Source organism: Nocardia brasiliensis (assembly GCF_011801125.1).
Lineage (GTDB): Bacteria > Actinomycetota > Actinomycetes > Mycobacteriales > Mycobacteriaceae > Nocardia > Nocardia brasiliensis_C.
This window is the reverse complement of sequence record NZ_CP046171.1, coordinates 455,074-476,371: the sequence shown is the minus strand read 5'-3', so window position 1 is coordinate 476,371 and position 21,298 is coordinate 455,074. Positions and strand designations below refer to the sequence as shown.

20 protein-coding genes are annotated in these 21,298 nt (G+C 65.5%); 8 read left to right on the top strand and 12 right to left on the bottom strand.

Annotated elements, in window-relative coordinates; translation table 11 throughout:
- Positions 1 to 206 precede the first annotated feature (206 nt).
- From F5X71_RS02215 to F5X71_RS02190, 6 genes are all read left to right on the top strand, one after another.
- A complete protein-coding gene (locus F5X71_RS02215) occupies positions 207 to 413 on the top strand; it encodes a hypothetical protein (protein WP_167460433.1) in 207 nt (68 codons plus the stop codon).
- An 11-nt stretch (positions 414 to 424) separates the two neighbouring features.
- Complete coding sequence (locus tag F5X71_RS02210; RefSeq protein ID WP_238815684.1) at positions 425 to 763, top strand: hypothetical protein; 339 nt, start codon at positions 425 to 427, stop codon at positions 761 to 763.
- A 63-nt stretch (positions 764 to 826) separates the two neighbouring features.
- Entirely contained in the window at positions 827 to 1,069 is a 243-nt protein-coding gene (locus tag F5X71_RS02205; RefSeq protein WP_167460431.1) for a hypothetical protein, read from the top strand.
- Positions 1,070 to 1,293: 224 nt separating this feature from the next.
- The gene (locus F5X71_RS02200) at positions 1,294 to 1,824 is read left to right on the top strand and encodes a hypothetical protein (protein WP_167460430.1); all 531 of its coding nucleotides are present in this window, start codon (positions 1,294 to 1,296) and stop codon (positions 1,822 to 1,824) included.
- A 192-nt stretch (positions 1,825 to 2,016) separates the two neighbouring features.
- A complete protein-coding gene (locus F5X71_RS02195) occupies positions 2,017 to 2,967 on the top strand; it encodes a hypothetical protein (protein WP_167460429.1) in 951 nt (316 codons plus the stop codon).
- A gap of 1,220 nt (positions 2,968 to 4,187) precedes the next feature.
- Positions 4,188 to 4,742: a recombinase family protein gene (locus tag F5X71_RS02190; protein WP_167460428.1), complete on the top strand. Its 555-nt coding sequence runs from the start codon at positions 4,188 to 4,190 to the stop codon at positions 4,740 to 4,742.
- A gap of 545 nt (positions 4,743 to 5,287) precedes the next feature.
- On the opposite strand, the gene F5X71_RS02185 is transcribed toward F5X71_RS02190, so the two are convergent.
- The 7 genes from F5X71_RS02185 to ssd form a co-directional block, all read right to left on the bottom strand.
- Positions 5,288 to 6,307 (bottom strand): AAA family ATPase, encoded by a 1,020-nt coding sequence (locus F5X71_RS02185; RefSeq protein WP_167460427.1) that lies wholly within the window; start codon positions 6,305 to 6,307, stop codon positions 5,288 to 5,290.
- A 104-nt stretch (positions 6,308 to 6,411) separates the two neighbouring features.
- Positions 6,412 to 8,217 carry a recombinase family protein gene (locus F5X71_RS02180; RefSeq protein WP_167460426.1) on the bottom strand — a complete coding sequence of 602 codons (1,806 nt, stop codon included), beginning with the start codon at positions 8,215 to 8,217 and terminating at the stop codon, positions 6,412 to 6,414.
- Between the two features lie 10 nt (positions 8,218 to 8,227).
- Entirely contained in the window at positions 8,228 to 8,359 is a 132-nt protein-coding gene (locus F5X71_RS37370) for a hypothetical protein (RefSeq protein ID WP_275106767.1), read from the bottom strand.
- An 868-nt stretch (positions 8,360 to 9,227) separates the two neighbouring features.
- The gene (locus F5X71_RS02175; protein ID WP_167466138.1) at positions 9,228 to 9,818 is read right to left on the bottom strand and encodes a type II secretion system F family protein; all 591 of its coding nucleotides are present in this window, start codon (positions 9,816 to 9,818) and stop codon (positions 9,228 to 9,230) included.
- 544 nt (positions 9,819 to 10,362) lie between these two features.
- Positions 10,363 to 11,154 (bottom strand): type II secretion system F family protein, encoded by a 792-nt coding sequence (locus F5X71_RS02170; RefSeq protein ID WP_167460425.1) that lies wholly within the window; start codon positions 11,152 to 11,154, stop codon positions 10,363 to 10,365.
- Between the two features lie 196 nt (positions 11,155 to 11,350).
- Entirely contained in the window at positions 11,351 to 12,532 is a 1,182-nt protein-coding gene (locus F5X71_RS02165; protein ID WP_167460424.1) for a TadA family conjugal transfer-associated ATPase, read from the bottom strand.
- A complete protein-coding gene (gene ssd, locus F5X71_RS02160; RefSeq protein WP_167460423.1) occupies positions 12,529 to 13,635 on the bottom strand; it encodes a septum site-determining protein Ssd in 1,107 nt (368 codons plus the stop codon). Before ssd ends, F5X71_RS02165 begins: the two co-directional genes overlap by 4 nt.
- A gap of 380 nt (positions 13,636 to 14,015) precedes the next feature.
- Here ssd and F5X71_RS02155 point away from each other — a divergent pair, with 380 nt between their 5' ends.
- Positions 14,016 to 14,822, top strand: a complete 807-nt coding sequence (locus F5X71_RS02155; protein WP_167460422.1) for an HAD family hydrolase — start codon at positions 14,016 to 14,018, stop codon at positions 14,820 to 14,822.
- A 547-nt stretch (positions 14,823 to 15,369) separates the two neighbouring features.
- Here F5X71_RS02155 and F5X71_RS02150 read toward each other — a convergent pair.
- Positions 15,370 to 16,113: an oxidoreductase gene (locus tag F5X71_RS02150; protein ID WP_167460421.1), complete on the bottom strand. Its 744-nt coding sequence runs from the start codon at positions 16,111 to 16,113 to the stop codon at positions 15,370 to 15,372.
- Positions 16,114 to 16,124: 11 nt separating this feature from the next.
- Positions 16,125 to 16,631 (bottom strand): MarR family transcriptional regulator, encoded by a 507-nt coding sequence (locus tag F5X71_RS02145; protein WP_167460420.1) that lies wholly within the window; start codon positions 16,629 to 16,631, stop codon positions 16,125 to 16,127.
- A gap of 81 nt (positions 16,632 to 16,712) precedes the next feature.
- On the opposite strand from F5X71_RS02145, the gene F5X71_RS02140 reads away from it, so the two are divergent.
- Positions 16,713 to 17,585: an alpha/beta fold hydrolase gene (locus tag F5X71_RS02140; protein WP_167460419.1), complete on the top strand. Its 873-nt coding sequence runs from the start codon at positions 16,713 to 16,715 to the stop codon at positions 17,583 to 17,585.
- A gap of 101 nt (positions 17,586 to 17,686) precedes the next feature.
- On the opposite strand, the gene F5X71_RS02135 is transcribed toward F5X71_RS02140, so the two are convergent.
- The 3 genes from F5X71_RS02135 to F5X71_RS02125 are packed head-to-tail and all read right to left on the bottom strand — an operon-like array spanning position 17,687 to position 21,271.
- Positions 17,687 to 19,378 carry a dipeptide ABC transporter ATP-binding protein gene (locus tag F5X71_RS02135; protein ID WP_167460418.1) on the bottom strand — a complete coding sequence of 564 codons (1,692 nt, stop codon included), beginning with the start codon at positions 19,376 to 19,378 and terminating at the stop codon, positions 17,687 to 17,689.
- A complete protein-coding gene (locus F5X71_RS02130; protein WP_167460417.1) occupies positions 19,375 to 20,352 on the bottom strand; it encodes an ABC transporter permease in 978 nt (325 codons plus the stop codon). Before F5X71_RS02130 ends, F5X71_RS02135 begins: the two co-directional genes overlap by 4 nt.
- Entirely contained in the window at positions 20,345 to 21,271 is a 927-nt protein-coding gene (locus F5X71_RS02125; protein ID WP_167460416.1) for an ABC transporter permease, read from the bottom strand. Before F5X71_RS02125 ends, F5X71_RS02130 begins: the two co-directional genes overlap by 8 nt.
- Positions 21,272 to 21,298 lie beyond the last annotated feature (27 nt).

The window sequence follows — 21,298 nt, the reverse complement described above, 5'->3', positions numbered from 1 at the left end:
AGCGATACGGGATTGGGTCGAACCACCGCGCAGCACATTCCGGCCCTCGGGACTGCTAGTGGTCAAAGCGATCCGTGCGTGTGCTGGGAGCGTTCGCGATTCGCGATCGTTGGCGGTGCATCGTGGCTGACAGTGGCTGTAGTTGCGGGCAAGGTCCGTGGATCAAGCTTTCGCATTGCACGATCGGTGAACGGGATCGCTCCGGGGTGCTGATCAAGGTCCGTTGCCCTTCGGTGTTCTGCCAGAAATTGGTGCTGTTGGTCGCCGGGCGGATCGGCTATCACGACGGCAAAGTGCCGGGGCTGTGCCCGTTCATCGGCATCCGCGTAGTGGACGACTCGGCATACTTCGCCCCAGACCCGAAGACAGCCAACGGCGGGGCCAAGTCTGGTACTGATCGGGCGCAGCGGTGAGCCTTCTGCCGGTGGCGATCGGCTACCTCCGCAAAGACGTGTCAGGCGTAGCGCAGGGATGGCACGAAACTCAAATACGTGTTACGGCAAAGCGTTCCGGTTACAGCCTCGCCAAGACCGTAGTGCTCAGCGCGAAGACCGAGAACCCGATAGCCGAACTCATCGAGACGGGTCGAAGGGTGAGGGCTCACGCCGTGATCGTGCCCAGCGCAGCGCATTTCGACGGCGCGGTGATCCCGGACGAACTCACCCGCGTCATGGACGTGGTCTGTGTCGTCACCGAGCGCACCTATCACCGATGGACGTTGAACCCGCAGCGATGGAGCGCCACCAGTCAAGACCCGGCGTGAGCGGCACCGCGACCCGGGCACGCCCGATCGAACCAACCACCAACGCGCACAAGGAGATTGCTCATGACGAAAGCCTGCGAGACCCCAGCGCGGTTGAAGCTCCGTGTACTCGGGGTAGTCCTCGTTCTGGTGCTGACCGGTGTCATTTTCGCGTGGTGGCTCATGGCCGCGACCGGTCACAGCGACGGCGATACCCGAATCCTCTCGGTCGCTCTGCTGATGTGCCTGATATGGACTGTGATCAGGTGGATACGGTTGCGGGCGGCCAAACGCCGCGCCACCGACCAACAGGCGGTAGTGCTGTGAGGCGTTCACGGTCGACCCTGCGACGTGCGGATGCCGGGTACATTGTCGCCGCGTTCCTGCTGATCTTCCTGCATCGCCGCTACCGCGAGGACGGAAAGTTGTATCCGGGCGGGCACCGGCCCGTACCGGTCAGCGACCGCAGGTCTGTGTCGTGACCGGCTTGTACCGTGACCAGCGCAGCGAGACACTGAACAGTTCCGACCATGACCAGAAGGGGTAAGAGCATGGGCGATTTCCGGCCGTACACGAAAGCCGAACTCGAACAGATCGAACGCGACCAGCACGACCCGAAATGGCTCGAATGGGTAGCACCGGAGAAGATGAACGCACAATTGGATGCGTTCCTGAACGAAACCGTTCCGGATATGCCGGACGACCCTTGGTCGGCTCAGGGACTCGACCGCGTAGAGCGATTCATCCTGGATAATTTCCAGGACTTCAAGGATGTCGACAAGGCGGAGAACCGTCAAGTGGCGGATCAGTTGACCCGATTTATCGGTGAAGTGTTCCGCAGAAACTTCGAGGGCCGTTGGTTTAATGCCGAGGACATGGGCGGCGCTCGCTACCGGGACTTCGGCCCCGTCATCCGATATGAATGGGGTGGCGCTTACCTCGATGTTGCCAACCTGAGTACAGCGACTGTGCATCGCGGTTGGGGTAACTATCTGTCCGGGATTTTCTCCAACAGCGTCGAAACCTATCAGAAGTGGGTAGAAGCCGGTCGCCCTCCGATGGCCGAATGGCTCAAAAGATAACCGTCTAAGCGGTACGGGGGCTCAGGGGGAGCCATGGCATATGAATGGAACGACAGGCTAGAAGCCCAATATACTCGCTACGTAGGCGGTAAATGGTTTCAAGGACTCAACGCTAGAGACCGTGAGGGCTACCTCAAAGCGCGGGAATACTGGAAACGCTCTCGAGACGTAGGCAATCGGTTCCGTGACGGTATGGCCATGCTACAAGGTCAGACCCCTGATCGAGGCTACGACAAGGAGGTCCGGCACGTCACGCCCGATGGCCCACGGGTTCACGATGTCGGGAGCAAAACATTTCGCGTGGGGAACGAGTACAAGGCAGGCAGAGTTGATAAAGACAAGGCGCTGCCTCAGCTCGAAAAAGAAGAGCACCTACTTGAACAGGGTTATCAAATCAATTGGACCATAGTTCAAGGTGCTCGGGTCGACCGTGAGGTTTTGGAAAAATTCCAAGAAAAGAAGGACCGTTGGGGAAACCAATTCAAAGTCCAAGAGGTCACCCGCGAACAGCGACGACTAGCGCTCACGATCGGTAAACGTCTTGAGAAACAGAAACGGGCCAAGGAGAAAGCGGAACGGGCGCGGGAGCGTGCCGAGCAGCAGCGTCTACGTGAACGTAAGGAACGCGCTCAACATCGGCTGGAGAACATCCGCAGGATCGCCAAGGAGAAGCAACACCGCGAGCAGGTGCAAGCCGCCGAATTAGCCGCCGCGAGGCAAGCGGCGAAAGAATTTCCAACCCTCGGCCAACTGATGCAGCGGGAACCAGTCAAACCAACCGCCAAGGAACCTAAAGCGCCGGAGACAGAACGCGACCGGGTAGCCCGTGAAGCCGCAGAGACGGCGGTACGGGACGTTCAAAAACAATTCAGGATCGAACCAGTATCACCTGAGAAGACACCCGAGAAAAGCACGCCGGAACGCGAGGCGGCCGAGCAGAAGCGATTGACCGAGCTTCGGATTCAACGGGAGACGCGCGAAGCCCAGTTGGCTCAGATACCGCCGCACGTCGCGAAGCTGATGAACCTGGGGCAGGCACACGGGCCGGAACGAGCGGTCGAGACTGCCCGTGAGGAAGCGGCAAGGGCGCAGGGACGCAGCAGGGACGGACGAGACTCGCCAGGGCAAGAACGCAGCCGGTGACGGCTCACGGGCCATCTCAAGCAGATTCAACCTCAGTCCAGTTCTACCAGTGGCCAACAGCTCAGAAGTAGCGGCTGTCCTGCCAGGGTGGAGGCCATCCGGGGTGCGCCCGGCTGCGAATCCCTTGATGGTCGCCTCTGCCCTTTCGGGGTGACTGTTCGGGTACGAGCGGTGCCGGGGATTTTCGGAGTGGTTCCCGGCACCGCGAACCGATGGAGGCGATCGGCCTGGTTCAGCTACTTCGGGTGCATCGATCTGAGCTGCGGTGATGCCCGAGCCGGCGTCGGTATGGCTATCGATCTGTTACCAACCAGGCTTTCGCCGGTGCCGTCAAGAAGTCTGTGGCCCAGGTAACGAAAGCTCAAAACCCGTACAGGACCGGGGAGCCGCATAACGAGCCGGTGTAGAGACCGGGGATGGGGTTATACGGGTGGGGTGGCCTAGATGGCTCTCTAGCGGACGAACAGCACGGTTGCCGACATCGGGTCAGGGTGCGATGAATCGTTGCCGCAGAGACGCACTAACGGCTCGCTGACGTAGACGATGCCCATCCGGCCGACACGCAGTGACCCGACTCAGGGGCGGTCACAACGCCATCCAGACGGCGCGCTCCCGCATCTCTGCGGCCGATGCCCACCAACGGACCCCCCTCCCCCTCCTGTGCGTGAAATCGGCCGGTATGACTGGAGATAGGCCGCCAAGGGGCAGGGAGGGGCATACGCCCACGGTTACGAGCTTGGGGTTTACTCCGGCGAGATCCTTCCGAAGTCCCTCGGTCGGGGGGAGATTGGACAGTTTGCCTGAGAGCTGACATCGGGTACCACGAGGGGGCACTAGCCCACCCACCACGGAGGGGTTTTTCTGGGATCGCAGGAAGTTGCTGATCACAGTATGTTTCTGGTTCTCCGCCGTCTTCATTGCCCGCTCGATCGGGACGGTGAAGTGCTCCAGTACTCCGAGCCGTCCTCCCGTGCGCCCCTAACTTTGGCGGGGCCGACAACGTTGGTATTGACCCGCTGCGGTCGCTACACCAGATCGTCAGCATCAGCGACGCGGCTGGTCTGTCTCACAAACGATCGTTATATGAGACTGAGACTCACGTCCGGCCGTTCGTCGGCCGTCCTCGAGAAACACTCCCGCCGACTGTCTTGCAAACCGTCTCATAACTACCTAGTCTTACAACCGGCGGAACGACGGGATTACGAGACAAACGGGGAATCATGGCGATCATCGGGTACGCACGAGTCAGCACCACCGACCAAGACCCGCAACTGCAACTCGATGCGTTGAACGCCGAAGGTGCACAACGGATCTTCACCGACCACGGCGTCTCCGGCTCGAAGACTCAACGCCCCGAGTTGGATGCTTGCCTGGATCATCTCCGCGAAGGTGACGTGCTCACGGTGTGGAAGCTCGACCGGCTAGGCCGCAACACGGTTCACGTACTCCAGCTGATTCAGGAACTCGCCGACCGTGGTATCGGATTCCGTTCCCTCACCGAAGGACTCACCACAGACGGACCGATGGGCAAAGCGATGCTTACCGTGATGGCTGCGTTCGCTCAACTCGAACGAGACACGATGATCGAACGAACCCGCGCCGGACTGGCAGCAGCGGCGGCCAACGGTCGTAAAGGTGGTCGACGCCGGACCATCACCGACACCGACGCCAAGAAGGCCCGAGACTTGAAGGCCAAGGGCATGTCCGCCCCGGATATCGCGAAACTGATCGGCTGCTCACGCGCCAGCGTGTACCGGTACCTGTCCGAGAACTAATCCGTAGACACGGTTAAGCCCCCGCCGAAACGGGGGCTATTTTCGTCCCTAGGCGACCAGAACCAATCAACCCATACTCGGGGTGCCTTTCGGGCGCTCGGACGTCTTACAACATTGATAGGTCGACGGGACGAAGTTCCCTAGACCTCAACCGATGTCGAAATACGGTCTGTCGGGGCCAATTATAAGCCCCGACCTGTTCACCGATTGATCTACCGATGGACGGCCCCACAAAGGGCCGTCTTCAACTGTTCGACCTAGGAGGGCTCCGAAGGTAAGCCCGACCTTCGGCCGGTTTTCTTTCCAACCGTCTAGGTGAGGCAGCAGCATTTTAAAGCTGCTGCTATTTCTCCCGTCGCAGGAACACAACGAACCGAGTGGGGTTAAGGGTGGAGAGGTACCGAACCACCTATAAGGGGATTCCAGTTCCACCGTTCCACCCCGTCTGACCTGCGATTACTTCGCGAGGCGGAATAGAAAGGTGTTCCACCTCGAAAACGTTCCTACCTGCATGAATATCCTCCGACTGGAACACTGACCACCTGTCAGCGTTCCACTCTTTGCCACTGGGTTCCGGTTCGCGTGACCAGCTTCGACAGCGGTCCGCGTGTGAGCGAGTTCTTAAACGTCCCAGCGCTTCCGCCGAACTTCTCGGCCAACGCATCGCCCGCTTCGTTGCGACCCTTGCCTTGACACTGCTCGATCACGAATCGGGCATACTCGGCGTTTTTGTCCATCGTCTCTACCGATCGTTGCCGTGCCTTCTTGACGGTCTCGGCTTTCTCATCGCTGGATAGGACCGTGAACAGTGCGCCATCATCCGGTTGGACCGTCATCGTCCGGCCGTGGTCGATATTGCCGTACGTCTTCACGTTCAGGTTCCTGCCCCTGGCTGGGCGTATCTGCATCAACCATCGAACCGACTGCGAGATGGCAGCCGACCCCAACGGCGTATCGGACTTCCTCCCGTTCTGCCCTGGCTTGTCGGTCGAATGCCCGACGATCACAACTGGTATTCCGGCTTGCGTGAAACGGCGAATACCGTTGAAGCATCGCCGGATAACGTCATCGTCGTTGATCGAACCATCAAGGATCTGAGTCAGATTGTCGATAATTAACACGTTGTGACCGGCGTCGGTCACGACCCGGTGTAATGCCTCCCAGTCGTCACGCTGCATGATCCGTAGCCCGTACAGCTTCACCGCATGGTCGACACCTTCAACAGCGGTACCGATCCGCTGCGCGTACTCGCGGTGTCCGGCATCGTCGGTGTAGCAGATACCTACCGAGAACTCTTCGTCAGGAACCTGGACGCCTAGGAATTCACCACGGCTCAGCAGAGCCGCGACAAGGTGAGCGATCAGCCAGGACTTACCGATCTTGGCTTCACCGAATACCAGCGTTGAGGTAGATGCGATCAGGTCCGGTACCAGCCAGTCGCCTTGCTCGACTACCGCCGCTGCTGCCTCTGCGAGTGTGAACGTCGGAAACCGTTGCCTCGCGTGGCCCGCGCGGTGCACCTCTAGCCGCTCTTGTTCGTCGGCGGACAGTACGTACTCAGTCACAACCCTTGTCCACCCCTTCACCCCAACACCGACCAACCACAGCCACCGTACCGACGTCCCGGCCAAGGCGACCACCTCTGGCCGGGATTCGCTCTGTGAGAGTCTCAGTCGTCACCATAGGGGAAGTCCGAAGCAATGTCGGCCCGGCGCTCGGCCGCCTTCTCTTCAGCCTCGTACTCCTCTAGCGCTGCTGCCCACGCGTCCTCACGCCATAGGAACCACTCGCCGTTGCCAAGGCCCTTCCAGACGTAGCCTGCCTCTGGCTCGGAGGGTCGCCACGCTGGATCGGTGCTGGTTACGTGTCCGGCGACTCCGTGGTCACGCATCCAATCGAGTCGGGAAATCGTCCGGCTCACGGTCGGACCGGGAACCATATCCTTGGTCAACTCGCGTAAATCTCCCAGGTCGACGTACGAGTTGTTCTCCTTGCCACGTTTGAACCAGACCCGGACGTTGTTCGACCGTAGAAATACGTTGCGTTCCATCACCGTCTGACGCTCCCACCAATCCGACAACATCTCACCTGTCCCTCGATACGTCCATCCCGATGGGCGCGACGGTATAGCCGCTAACACCTCACGTCGCTCCGCAAGCTCCGATATCCGTGCATCCAGCGCCGCACGCTGGGGTGTTCCTCGCTTGTAGGGGCCGGTACCCACCTGACCAGTCAAGTCCGTCAGAAGCTCGTCCACGTCGGCAAGCTCGGCCGCGTGATCCTCGCCCGGCTCCCACGTGCGAACCATGCGTTCCGAGTCGCCCGCGATCATCAGAAGAGCCTTTGTTGCTGCCTCATCGGCTTCTGCCATGGTGATCGTCAGATTGCCGCAGGGGTCCTTGTATTGCGCTGAGGCGCAACGGTATCGGTCGGCCCTGCCTTTGCCGCCTTTCAACTTGTACGCGGGCTTGCCGCAGGCCCCGCAATAGATCACCCGCAGCAGAAGACCACTCGACCGCTGCGTCGGCTCCTTACGGTTCCCCCGGCTCGCCAATTCCTGCTGTAGCCGATCGAACTCGGGTTTGGTGAGGATCGGCTCAGCGCGAACTACCGGACTGCCATCCTCAGATCGAAGAACGGTCTCGGGACCAAACTCCTTCTTACCGTTATTCTTTCGCACCGGCTGTCCGTTCGCGTCAAGCACGATCTCGCGGGTAACGAGCTGCCCCAACAGTGTTGGAGAAGACAGAGACCGCTTAAGCGGAGAAGGCGACCACTCGTAGCCGCTGACCGGCCGACCTTGGACCTCAGCGAACCGATCCTTGGTCGTCAGGACTCCGTCAGAGGTCAAGCTGTGTGCAATCGCCCGCATCGGCTCACCCGAGAGCACCCGATCGACAACCTCCCGAATCACCTTCACCTGAACAGGGTCTTGAACCAGCTTCCAAGTACCGTCGGCCTGCTGCTCCGGCAGATAGCCCCAAGGCGGTACGCCGCCGCGCCACTTGCCCGCGCGGACGTTGTGCCGGAACGCGTTCGAGTTGCGTTCGCTGATCGCTTCCAACTCCATCTCCGCGAACGACGCCACCATGACCGCCAACACCCGACCAACCGGATTCGACAGATCGAAGTGGCTTTCGGTCGCCGAGACAAGGTTGACGCCGTGGGTCTGAGACCAGTCGATCATGCGTGCAAGGTGCATGATCCGCCGAACCAACCTGTCGACCCGATAGAAAACGATCACGTCGTACCGCTGGGGCTCATTCAGCCACTGGCTAAGCTGCGGACGATCGAACGGAGATGTAGATCCCGCCGACACGTCCAGATCTTCGGCCACGCCGACGACTTCATAGCCACGCTGAGCGCAAAGCGCTTCGCACTCGGCGCGCTGGCGCTCCGGACTGGTGGACTCGTCAGTCAACCGGGACAGTCGTACTACTATCAGTGCCCTAAGGGCCACTACCTGCGAACTCATGGATGTAAAGCTACACAGCGGAGTATTCGGCCGTGCTCATGCCGTCTTCGGCGACCACCGCACGCAACGTCCGCGCCCGCAACTCCCGATAAGCGGCGCTCGATCCGTCGACAGTGCTGTGCAATACGTGCCCGATTCGCACCTGACTCCCCTCTCACTCCGACCCGTGCGGCCGATCCGCACAGGCACGTTCCCTTCCGCCGGTCAACCTGTCCCTCGTCGCCACTACCCAGACAAGCTCCCGAGACCGACGCCTTCATACACACGACTCCCCTCGCGATTGCTCGACTGCCCACACCACTCCTCCCCCGATCCAGTCCGCTCCCACAACTGGCCCCCAGAGCGGACGAACAGCCATTCCCGCGCGTTGCCGCTGACGGTCACGTCGGCCGTGATCGCACCGCCGGTTGGACCACGCGAACGCGCTCAGCACCACAGGCAGCGCGTTCACAGGAGGACGCCCTCGAGCACACACCCGGCCGAACCGATGACGACCGACACAGGGCCCAGGCAAGCGAGCACCGGAAGGAGCACCGGCACAGCGGGACTGCCCGCGCGGTGCTGCTGCTCGGCGCGGCGACAGGCCTCGCATAGCAAGTCGGACCACGAGCACGCTCGGCACTACAGGCGGCGCGTTCACAGCAGGCCGCCGTCGAGTGCACGACCAACCAAGCCGACAACGATCGGCACCAGGCAGACGCACGCTGGAAGGAGCACCGGCCCAACGGGTCTGCCTGCGCGGTGCCGCTGCTGGGCACGGTGACGAGCCTCGCGTCGCAAGTCGGACCACGCACACGCGCTCGGTACCGCATGCGGCAGGTGCGCAGCGGGCCATCGAGCACGCGCGCGGCCGAACCGATGACGACCGGGACGGTGGCAAGACGGACGAACGCCGGGAGGAAGCACAAGCCCAGCGGCGCCGCCTGCTCGGTGCCGCTGCTGGGCGCGGTGGCAGCCAGCGCGTCGCAAGTTGGACCGCGGGGATGTACTCGGCATCGCATGTGGCGCGTTCACAGCAGGCCGCCTTCGAGCACAGCACCTGCCAGTCCGATGACGACCGGGACGATGCCGAGACAGACGAAGGCCGGGAGGAAGCACAGGCCCAGCGGGCCGCCGATGAGCACGCCGGCCCGCTCGGCGCGCGCGGCGGCCGCGTCTTCCACTGCGGCCCTGCGCTGTTCGGCCAGTTCGCCGACCGCGACGGCGAGCGAGGAGCCGGAGCGGGCCGACCGCCTGGCCATTCGAGCCAACGACTCGATCTCCGCACCACCCGCACGCCCGGCACCGTCCGCGGCGGCTCGTTCCCACGCGGTGGTGGCATCCGCGCCGAGGGCGAGCAGGTCGGCGGCACGGAGCAGGGCGGCACCGAGCGGCTCCGGCGCGCCCGGCGCCACCGCCCGAGCCGCCGCTGCCATCGGCAAACCTGCGCGCAGGCACGCCGCCAACAGGTCGAACACGGACGCCGCCGCCAAAGGGTCGAGCTTCTGCCGTGACGGAGGTAAGGCATCCTTAGCCCCGTCCCCCTGCCAAAGCGCCCGCCACCGCCGACTGACCGCGACCCGTCCGGGCAAGAGAACCAGCGCGATGGCCAGCAACAGCACCGGCGTAACGAGGTACCCCGCCCCGCTCGCCACGCCTCCCCCACTGCTGATCGAGTACGCGAACAGCTCAGGACCGCAATTGAATCGACTCACCGACCCACCTCACAGTCGGTTGCCGTTCTCCGCGAACGACCATAGCTGGCCGAGACCGTCCGCACGCCAGTCGATTTCGTTACACAGCTACTACTAGCTAACGGGCGTCGCCGGGAATTTGTTGCAGCAAAAGGGTTTCCATCCAAACATCTCGACCAGAATCCAGCGACTTGCGCACGTCCCACACGCGAAGACATTCCCGAATGCAAGCTCACTGAATGCGTGAAAGCGTTACAGCACAACAGCGTTGAGTACAGACCCGACGCCTGCGCAGAGGAAGAACACGGCAACACCCTTGCGCCCGAGCCCAACACTCGTACGCGGACAGCACACGACTGCCCCGTCGTGGACGAGCCAGATGCCCGCTCACGGGCGACATTGGGCAACACCATCGCGCGCAAACACGTGACCTGCACGCGGGCAACGCGAGGAAGCACCGTCGAAACACGGTTCATGCTAATGCCTTTCGGGTGATGGCATCGGTCCACAGGAGGCCGGTGCAGGCGAGGGTCGCGCCTAGCGGGAGCAGGAGGGTGCCGGTTGAGGTGGATAGGAGGATGTGGAGGGGTGCGGCGCCCATCAGTTGGCCCAGAGCAAGGCCGAGCAGGGGCAGACCGGCGAGGACGGTGGCGGTGGCGCGGGCGCCAGCGAGCGCGGCGGTGGTTCGGCTACGGAACCGGATGCGGCCTGCCAGGTCGGTTCGGGCAGCGCAGAGGAGTTCAGCGAGGGCGAGCCCATGCCACTCGGCTACCTGCCAGGCGTCCGCGATACGCGAGAGTTCGTCCGAGACAATGGAATCAGCGTGTCGAAGACCTTCAGCAGCGGAGCCGCCCAGCTTGCTGCGACCCGCGCTGACCGCGAAGGCTTTCGCGGATTCGCCGCGCGCTTCGGCGGCAGCGAGTGCGGCGGCCGCGCTCGGATGCGCGCCGACCCGCAGCTCCCCGACGACCGCCTCCAAAGTGTCCAACAGACGCGTGCACTCGAGGTGCCTGCGCTGATCGTGACGCGCTCGCCGCCACCGGAAGCCGACGGTGCCTGCCACGATGGCCGCCGCAAGGAACGGACCAGGACCGAGAAGCAGAGCGGCGAGCACGCCGACGACCACGGCGCCGCGCACCATGTGACCGCGCTGCCAGCTGCCCCGGTCCACCTGCCCCAGGAACACCAGCGCGAATCGACGGCGCGACACCGACACCGGCGCCACGAGCAGCGCGGCAGCAAAGCAAACCAAACCCGCGATCATCGGACGACCGCCCGGCCACAAGCACCGCTCGCCCCGAACACCGACGGACACTGGCGTGAGTCCACAACCGCGCTCAAACGAGCACCACCCACCCCGACCCACAACGAACGTCGGCATGAAACCCCGGCAACACCGATTCCGGACGAAGCGGCGTGACGGACCCGCGACGGTCGCGTCGCACTCAACCCACCACCCATCAGCGCAGCCTTTCCTCGAGAAGTTGCGTGAGTTCGTCGGCAGCGACGGCGGTGTCGGTGGCGTGCCAGGCGGGAGTGATGCGGACTCGGCCGTTCTTGTGTCGCTGGACCAGGCCTATTTCGCGGAGTCCACGGGAACCGTCGGGTCTGCGGTGGACATGCAGCACGATCTGGACCGCTGCGGCGAGCTGGCTGTGCAGGGCGGCGCGATCCATTCCGCCAAGGGCGGCAAGGGCTTCCAGGCGAGCGGGGACCTCTTGGGGTGAGTTCGCGTGCACGGTGCCCGCGCCGCCGTCATGGCCGGTGTTCAGGGCGGTCAATAGATCGACCACCTCGGCGCCGCGCACCTCGCCGACCACAATGCGGTCCGGGCGCATGCGCAATGCCTGCCGGACCAGGTCGCGGACGGTGACCGCACCCGCGCCCTCGACGTTGGCGGTGCGGGCGACCAGGCGCACCACGTGCGGGTGCGGCGGCGCGAGCTCGGCCGCGTCCTCGACGCAGATGATCCGTTCGCTCGGACTGACTTTGGCGAGCAGGCCGGACAGCAGCGTGGTCTTGCCCGCGCCGGTGCCGCCGACCACCAGGAAGGCCAGGCGGGCACGCAGGATGCGTTCCAGGAGACGCTTCGCCTCCGCGGGCACGGCACCGGTGGCGGCCAAGGCGTCCAGGCCCTGGGTGGCGGGACGCAGCACGCGCAAGGACAGGCAGGTGCCGCCGTGCGCCACCGGCGCGAGCACGGCGTGCAGCCGGACACCGAACGAATCCCCCAGTGCTGCCCCGGTTCCGGACATTTTGCCGTCCACCCAGGGTTGTGCGTCGTCGAGGCGCCGACCGGCCGACAACGCGAGCCGCTGCGCGAGCCGACGCACCGCCGCCTCGTCAGGGAAGGTGATCGAGGTCTTCTCCAGTCCGTGGCCACGGTCTATCCACACCGCGTCCGGCCCAGTGACCAGCACGTCGGCGACCTGCGGATCGTGCAGCAGCGGTTCGAGCAGCCCGGCCCCGGTCATCTCGGTCTGCAACATCCGCAGCGCGCGCAGCAGGTCGGTGTCGCCGAGCACGCCACCGGCCTCGGCGCGAATCGCGGCGGCCATCTGCGCCGGGTCCGGCTCGCCCGCCGCACCGGACAACCGCTCCCGCACCCGGTCCAGCAACTCCGAGGTCACCAGCGCACTCATCGGCGCTGCCCAGCCGGTGCGCTCAATACGCCTAGCACGGCGTCGGCGGCTTCCCGCAGCGGACCACGCCCGACCGTGAGCCCGCGCCGTTCCACGTGCCCGGCGAGTCCGGATTGGGCGCGCACGGCGGCAAGCAGGGGAAGATCGAGCGCCTCCGCGACGTCCGATCCGCGCAACCCGCCCGGCGCCGGGCCGCGGACCACCAAGCCCTGGTTCGGGTTTCGACGTGCGATATGCGCGGAAACGGCTTCGGCGGCGGCCACCGCCCGCAATCTGGCGGGGACCAACAGGACGACGAGATCGGCGGAGTCGAGCATCTGATCGGCGTGCGGGCCCCGTTCGCCGGAAATGTCGCAAACTACCAAATCGCCTGCGGCGCGGCCCGCTTCGAGCACCGCGCGGACGGCAGCAGGGCCGATCTCGCGCGGCAACCGGCCCGCACCGCAGCGCCCGCAGGACAGCACCGCCAATCCGGGGGCGGCGGCCGGAAGCGCGGAATGCAGCGCGGCCGCGGCCACCCTGCCGTCCTCGACGACCAGATCCGGCCAGCGCAGACCGGTGCTCGTCTCGATGCCGAGCAGCAGGTCGAGCCCGCCGCCGAGGGGTGCACCGTCGACCAGGATCGTCTCGCGACGGAACCCTTCGGCGGCCGCGCGCAGTGCGGTCGCCGCGGCGAGTGTGGACGCGCCCGCACCGCCGCCCGCCCCTGCCACGGCGACGACGACACCGTCTCCCGCACGGTGCTCGCCGTACTCAGCAAACTTCTCGATAAGTCCGACCGCGGCACCCGGCAGCGCGATGACGCGCTCGGCGCCGACGGCGGCCGCGGCCTGCCAGTCGGACAGTTCCGGCTCGCCGTCGGTGACCAGGACGACGCCGACGCGACGCAGGTGGGTCGCCTCGGCCGACTCGCGGGCCGCGATTGTGTCCAGGATCACCAGCGGCGCGCTCGCCCAGGCGTGCCTGCCCACCGGAAGCGCTCGTTCGTCGAGCGTGCGTTCGGCCGCCGCGGCGACCCGGCGCACCTCGTCGCGCAGCCGGGGATCGTGCAGAAGCACGAGTGCCGGTGGCGGGCTGTTGTCCGGCGCCGCTTCACGATTCATGCCGCTGAGCGTGGCCGAATCGAAGAGCCGAGAGAAGAGGCACTATGCCGAATGTGGATAACTCGGGGGTGTGGAGAACTTTCCGGCCTCGAGCGGGGGCTTCGACCTACCCCTGAATAGAGGACGGCCCCAGCCGGGGGGGGAGGAGGCTGGGGCCGTCGGGTTCAGCCCCGGGGGGTCGGGCTGAACGCGCCTGGACCATGTCCAGGTGCCAGCAATACTACACCCAAGCACCGCCCACAACGCAAGTCTGTTGTCGGAGAACTTTGCGAGCCTCGCATGCTCCACGTTCGCTGAGCAAACTCCCCGCTCGCGGCGATCGATCGGACCCGAGGACCTCCGTCGGCGACGGGGCGCGGCGGGCCGCCTATTCTGATCGGGTGGACTTACCCCACGCGAACGGACGCGTCGCCGCCTTCTTCGATCTCGACAAGACTGTCATCGCGAAGTCGAGCACGTTCGTCTTCAGCAAGCCTTTCTACGCACAGGGTCTGTTGAATCGCCGCGACGTGCTCGAAAGCAGCTACGCCCACTTCCTGTTCATGCTCTCCGGCGCCGACCACGACCAAATGGAGCGCATGCGCGCCCATCTGACCAACATGTGCGCGGGCTGGGATGTCGAACAGGTGAAAACCATTGTGGCCGAGACACTTCACGAGCTGGTCGACCCGCTGATCTACGCCGAGGCCGCCGATCTCATTGCCGACCACAAGATCCGGGGCCACGACGTGGTGATCGTCTCGGCGTCCGGCGAGGAGATCGTCGGACCGATCGCCGAGGTGCTCGGCGCGTCGCACACCGCGGCGACACGCATGGTGGTCGCGGACGGCAAGTACACCGGCGAGGTGGAGTTCTACTGCTACGGCGAGGGCAAGGTCGCCGCGATCGAAAAGCTCGCCGCCAGTGAGGGTTACGACCTCGCCCGGTGCTACGCGTATTCGGATTCGATCACGGATCTGCCGCTGCTCGACGCCGTCGGCCATCCCACCGCCGTCAATCCGGACCGCAACCTGCGCCGCGAGGCGGTCGCCAAGGGGTGGCCCATCCTGACGTTCTCCAACCCGGTCTCGCTGTGGGCACGCTTTCAGGCGCCGTCGTCGACCACCCTTGCGGCCACCGCGGCGGTCGGCTTGAGCGCCCTCGTCGCCGGCGCGATCAGTTACCGCCTACTGCGCAAGCGGCGCTGAGTTTTAGCCATCGGGTGCGACGGCGCGAGTCGTGCTGCTCGAGGAGAAGCGGGACACTTGCCGAGCAGTGTGCGGTCCGCACCCGCCACTCGACGCGACCAGGCATTTAACCACGAAACGCCGACCGACACGCCGCTAATCGAATGTCCGTCAGGGTCTTGATGTGAGGGTGCTCACAGGTGTAGAAATGTAACTACGGAAGGGTCGGAAGGCCAAGGCAGGACCGGAAGAGAAGGTTCCAGTCTCCCAGCCATCCTTCCCAGCACGGACACCAGGCACCCACGCGGAGCGCGCCGCGACAAGGGCAGAAGCGTTGTGGGCCTGCGAGATTCGGGTCTTCGTCGGCGAGGGCCTCGCACAGGTTGCGGGGATGAACCGCCGGAGTTCGGATTATCGCCGAGGCCGTAAGGAACACAACCCACTCAGCACGCTTGGTAACCGGGTAGTCCGTGCTACGCGGGCGGTGAGGTCGGAAACGACACGCCGCCCGCTTTGATGTGCGGGGCAACACCCGCGACCATCCGCGCAGTGCAGTTGGCGCCCGCGACTAGCCGGCGGAGTCGGCGATCGACGTCGCTTCGCGAGCACCGTCTTCCAGTGCCCCGCAGCAGAGAATGACCCAGCTACCGACGGCTTCGGCGGTGCCGGTACCGAAACCGGCGGCCGCGTCGAGGTAGGCGGAGCGGCGGCGCAGCCAGAAAACCTCCGGCACGCCGAGACTGTGCGGGTCCAGGCCACTGGACACGGCGACGAGCCGGGAGGCGGCGCGCGCGACCACGCCGTCGGCGGTGCCGAACGGTCGCAGGGCGAGAAGTTCGCCGTGCACCACGGCGGCGAGCACCGGCGCGGGGGCGCGGGAACCGATGACGGTCTGGGCGAGCAGGTCGAGGCGCTCGGCGACGCCCGCGTCGGCGCGCGGCCTGCCGAGCAGTTCTTCCTCGGTGACCAGGTCGGCAGCGGCGAGCAGGTGCAGTCGGGCCAGGGCCTGCAGTGGCGCGCGTTGCCAGGTGCCGACGAGGTTGCGCAACGCGTCGCCGTCCAACGCCTGACCGACGCGCAGCGAGCCCGCGAGGATGGGATCGGCGACGTTGCCGTCCGCGGGGAGTTCGGTGCTGCCGCCGTCGATGGCGGCAGAGGATCGGGCCGCCCGGACCGCGGCCTCGGCGGCGGTGGTCGGCCAGCCGCGTCGATTCGCCTTGTGCCGGTGCACTGCGGCGAGCGCGTCTCGCGCGCGGTCGGCGGCGGCACGCACACCGGGCAGATCGACGAGGGGCTGAAGCGGATCGGTCACGGCATACGAGGCTACTTGCGGTCGGCCGGGCCCCTGGCGATGGACTCCTCGATCTCGACCAGCGCCCGCAACTGCGCGGTGGTCAGCAGGTCGGCGAAGCGGCGCCGCACCGACGCACGGTGTGCGGGTGCGGCCGCGGCGAGGGCACGCCGCCCAGCCGCAGTGAGCAGCACGTCGTCGCCGCGGCCGTCGCGCTCGCAGGGTTCGCGGGCGATCAGCTCGCGCCGCCGCATCCGGCCGAGTTGCCGGGACAGCCTGCTGTGCGGCCAGCGCAGGTGCGCAGCGAGTCCGCGCACCCGGACGCACGCCGCGGTCGCGGCGACCTCGGCTACTGCGGCGAGCACGTCGTAGTCGGGCAGCGAAAGACCGGTGGCGCGCTCCAGATCCCGGGCGATCTCGGTGTCCACCCGCAGCCGCATCCGCTGATACGCGGCCCACCCGGCGTCGGCGGCACGACGCTGGTCGGATTCCGTCGGGCGACGTGCCGACTCGGACGAGCGACGAACAGAGTCGGTCATGCGCCGAGCATACCGCGACTTGTTTACATGTAACGAACCTTGGGCTACGGTTCTCGTTACATGTAACACACCGGAGGTCGAGTGACGCAGGGCAACGAGCGGATCATCGAGGTCAATGGAATCCGCCTGTGCACAGCGAGTTTCGGCGATTCGGCGTTGCCGCCGTTGCTGCTGATCCACGGCGCGGCCGAATCCATGCTCGCGTGGGAACCGGGCTTCATCGCCGGATTGGTCGAGGGCGGGCTACGGGTAATCCGTTACGACACCAGGGATTCCGGACAATCGACCACCGTCGCGGCCGGCGCTCCCGATTACGACCTGCGCACCCTGGTCGCGGACGCGGTCGGCCTGCTAGACGCGCTCGGCATCGAACGCGCGCACATCCTCGGCATGTCCCAGGGCGCCGCTACGGCCCAGCTCATCGCGCTGGACCACCCGGATCGGGTGCGCACGCTGATACTCGCCGCTGCCACCCCGGGCGGGCCCGGCCACGAGAACCCGGATCTGCCCGGGATGACTCCCGAACTGCTGGCGTACTTTTCGACCGAGAGTCCCGTGCCCGACTGGTCGGATCGCGCGGCGGTGATCGAGTACCTGGTCGAGTCCGAACGCCCGTTCGCGGCCGCGAGCCGTGACTTCGACACCGCGCACCGCACCGAGCTGGCGACCCACGTGGTCGACCGAGCCGCCGATATCGCTGCGCAGCTGACGAATCCGTTCCTGCTTGACGCGGGCGCACCGTGGCGGGACCGGCTCGGTGACATCACCGCGCCGACACTGGTATTGCACGGCACCGAGGACCCCCTGTTCCCGCTGGAGCACGGAAGGGCTTTGGCTGCCGCCATTCCCGGTGCGGCCCTGCTGCCGATGCCGGAAACCGGCCATCAGGTGCCACCTCCGTGGCAGTGGGATGCGGTCGTGCCCGCGGTGCTCGCGCACACAGAGCGCGGCTGAAGGCCCGGCGCACACGCACGACTCGGCACCTGCGGCAAGAGAAACGGCTCACCCTGCACGAGGGTGAGCCGCTGACTGATTCCTCAGCCCGCCAACGTTTCTCAGCCGGCGAGCAGATCGCGGCCGGGAATCGCGTCGAGCAACCGACGGGTGTATTCCTCGCGCGGCGAGTCGAAGACCTCCTGGGTGGAGGCCGCCTCGACCACCTTGCCGCTCTGCATGACGAGCACGTCATCGGCGATCTGGCGGACCACCGCCAGATCGTGGGTGATGAACACGTAGGACAGCCCCAGCTCGGCCTGCAGGTCGTTCAGCAGGCGCAGGATCTGGGCCTGCACCAGCACGTCGAGTGCCGAGACCGCCTCGTCGCAGACCACGACCTCGGGCGAGAGCGCAAGCGCGCGGGCGACCGCGACGCGTTGGCGCTGACCGCCGGACAGCTCGTTCGGGTACCGCCGCATCACCGTGGCCGGCAGCGAAACCTTGTCGAGCAGGTCGCGCACCGTTGCCTCGCGCTCCTTCGAGGTGCCGATGTCGTGCGTGCGCAACGGCTCCTCGATGGTGCGGTAGATCGAGTACATCGGGTCGAGCGAGCCGTACGGGTCCTGGAAGATCGGCTGCACGCGACGCCGGAAGGCGAAGGCGCCCTTGCGGTCCAGCTTCGCGACCTCCTGGCCGTCGAACACCACCTTGCCCGAGGTCGGCTCCAGCAGGCCGAGGATCATCTGCGCGACAGTGGATTTGCCGGAGCCGGACTCACCGACGATGGCGGTGGTGGTGCCGCGCCGCAGCCGGAACGAGACATCCTGCACCGCGGTGAAATCCGTCGACTTCCATGGCGTGCTGCCGCGAATCTGGAAGACCTTGGTGAGGTTCTCGACCACCACCACGTCGTCGGAGGCGACGGCGATCTCGGTGTCGGCCGCCGCGATCTGCTCGGCGACCTTCTCGGCCTGCTCCCGGATCTCGATGCGCTGCTTCACCGACGACAGTCGCTGCGAGGCGAGCGAGGGCGCGGAGTTCACCAGCCGCTTGGTGTACAGATGCTGCGGCTCCCGCAGAATCTGCAGTGCCGGACCGGATTCCACCACCCGGCCGCGATACATCACGACCAGATGTTCCGCGCGCTCGGCGGCCAGGCCGAGGTCGTGGGTGATCAGCAGCACGGCGGTGCCCAGCTCCGCGGTGAGACCGTCGAGGTGGTCCAGGATCTGCCGTTGCACGGTGACATCCAGCGCCGAGGTGGGCTCGTCGGCGATGAGCAGCTTGGGCCGGCAGGCCAGGCCGATGGCGATGAGCGCGCGCTGGCGCATACCGCCGGAGAACTCGTGCGGGTACTGGTTCACCCGGCGACCGGCATCGGACATGCCCGCCTCTTCGAGCAGTTCGATCGCCCGCTGCTTAGCCGCCTTGCCCTTGGCGATGCCGTTGGCCTCCAACGTTTCCCGGATCTGGAAGCCGATCTTCCAGACGGGGTTCAGATTGGACATCGGATCCTGCGGCACCAGGCCGATGCCGTTGCCGCGGACCGCGATGACGTCCTTCTTGGAGGCCTTCGCGAGATCCTTGCCGTCGAACAGGATCGAGCCGGAGGTGACCTTGCCGGTGCCGGGTAGCAGATCGATGATCGCGTGCGCCGTGGTCGACTTGCCCGAGCCGGACTCGCCGACGATCGCGACGGTCTGACCGGGATACACCTGCAGGTTGACGTCCCGCACCGCGGGGACCTTCTTGCCCTCGGAGGTGAAGCAGACGTTCAGATCCTTGATATCGAGTAGCGGTCCGGTGGTCATCGCTTCCTCGCCTTCGGATCGAGGGCATCGCGTACCGCGTCGCCCAGCATGATGAAGCTCAGCACCGTGAGCGCCAAAGCCGTTGCGGGATAGAACAGGATCGCCGAGGTGCGAATCTCCTTCTGGCCGGAGGAGATATCGGAGCCCCAGGACACGATGGTGCGCGGCAAGCCGACACCGAGGTAGGACAGCGTCGCCTCGGTGACGATGAAGACGCCGAGCCAGATCGTCGTCACCACGATCAGCGGGCCCGCCGCATTCGGCAGCACATGGCGGATCAGCGTGCGTATTCGCGAGACGCCCAATGCCTTTGCCGCCGTGACGTAGTCGCTGTTCTTCGCCTGGATCACCGCGCTGCGGGCGATGCGGGCCGCCTGCGGCCAGGTGAACGAGGCGAGGATGAGGATCACGGTCCAGATGGTCCGGTCGTCGAGCAGCTGCATGATCACGATCGCGGCGAGCATCAGCGGGATCGCGTAGAAGATCTCCGAGACGCGCGAGACGATCGAGTCGAAGAACCCGCCGTAGAACCCGGACAGCGCGCCGAGGACGCCACCGATCAGCACGAACATGATCGTGGAGCCGACCCCGGCCATCACCGAAGCCCGTGCGCCGTAGACGGTTCGGGCGTAGATGTCACAGCCCTGCTTGTCGAAGCCGAACGGATGGCCTGGACCGCGCGGGTCCATGCTGAAGTCACCGTTGCAGTAGCGCGGGTCCTGGCTGGTGAACAAGCCCGGCCAGATCACCACGACCAGGATGAACAGGATCATCAGGGCCGCGACGATGAAGATCGGGTTGCGGCGCAGCTGCCGCCACGCGTCGTACCAGATGCTGGTCGGCGAGCCACCGTCGACGACCATGTCGGTGGCCAGCACCTCGACCTCGTCCGGCGGTGCGACGAAGTAGACCTGCCTGCCCCGCTCGGCGCTCTCGGCGAGGTCGATTCCTTGTCCTTTTTCGAGGTCAGGCATAGCGGATCCTCGGGTCGAGTGCGGCGTACAGCAGGTCTACCACCAGGTTCGAGACCAGGAAGATGATGATCAGCACGGTCACGAACGAGACGACCGTCGGCGGCTCGCCGCGGGTGATCGCCTGGTACATGGTGCCGCCGACGCCGGGGATGTTGAAGATGCCCTCGGTGACGATGGCGCCGCCCATCAGCGCGCCGAGATCGGCGCCGAGGAAGGTGACCACCGGGATCATCGAGTTGCGCAGGATGTGCACGGTGACGACGCGGCGCCGGCTCAGGCCCTTGGCGGTCGCGGTGCGCACGAAGTCGGCGGTCATGTTCTCCGCCACCGAGTTCCGGGTCAGCCGCAGGACATAGGCGAACGACAGCGAGCCGAGCACGAACGCTGGGACGAGCAGTTCGCTGAAGCTCGCCTTACCGGTGACAGTCACCGGGGCTATGCCCCACTTCACGCCGAGCAGGAACTGCGCGAGGAAGCCGACCACGAAGATCGGCACGGCGATGACCATCAGGCTGACGACGAGCATGGTCGAGTCGAACAGCTTGCCCTTGCGCAGCCCGGCGATCAGGCCGAACACGACGCCGAAGACGGCCTCGATGAACACGGCCATGAAGGCGAGTTTGATCGTGATCGGAAAGGCACGCGCCAGTTCGTCGCTGACCGGCCTGCCGGAGAAGGCAGTGCCGAAGTCGAAGGTGAGAATGCCCTTCAGGTACAGCAGGTACTGCATGAAGAAGGGTTGGTCGAGGTGGTACCTGGCGCGCAACTGCGCCTCGACCGCGGGCGTCATCGGCTTGTCGCCGGCGAGCGCGGCGATCGGGTCACCGGGGATGAGGAAAACCAGGGCATAGATGAGCAGCGTCGCCCCGAGGAACACGGGGATCATCTGGAGCAGACGCCGCACGACATACCAGGCCATTTCGTCTCCTGGGTCGGAGATGAGCCG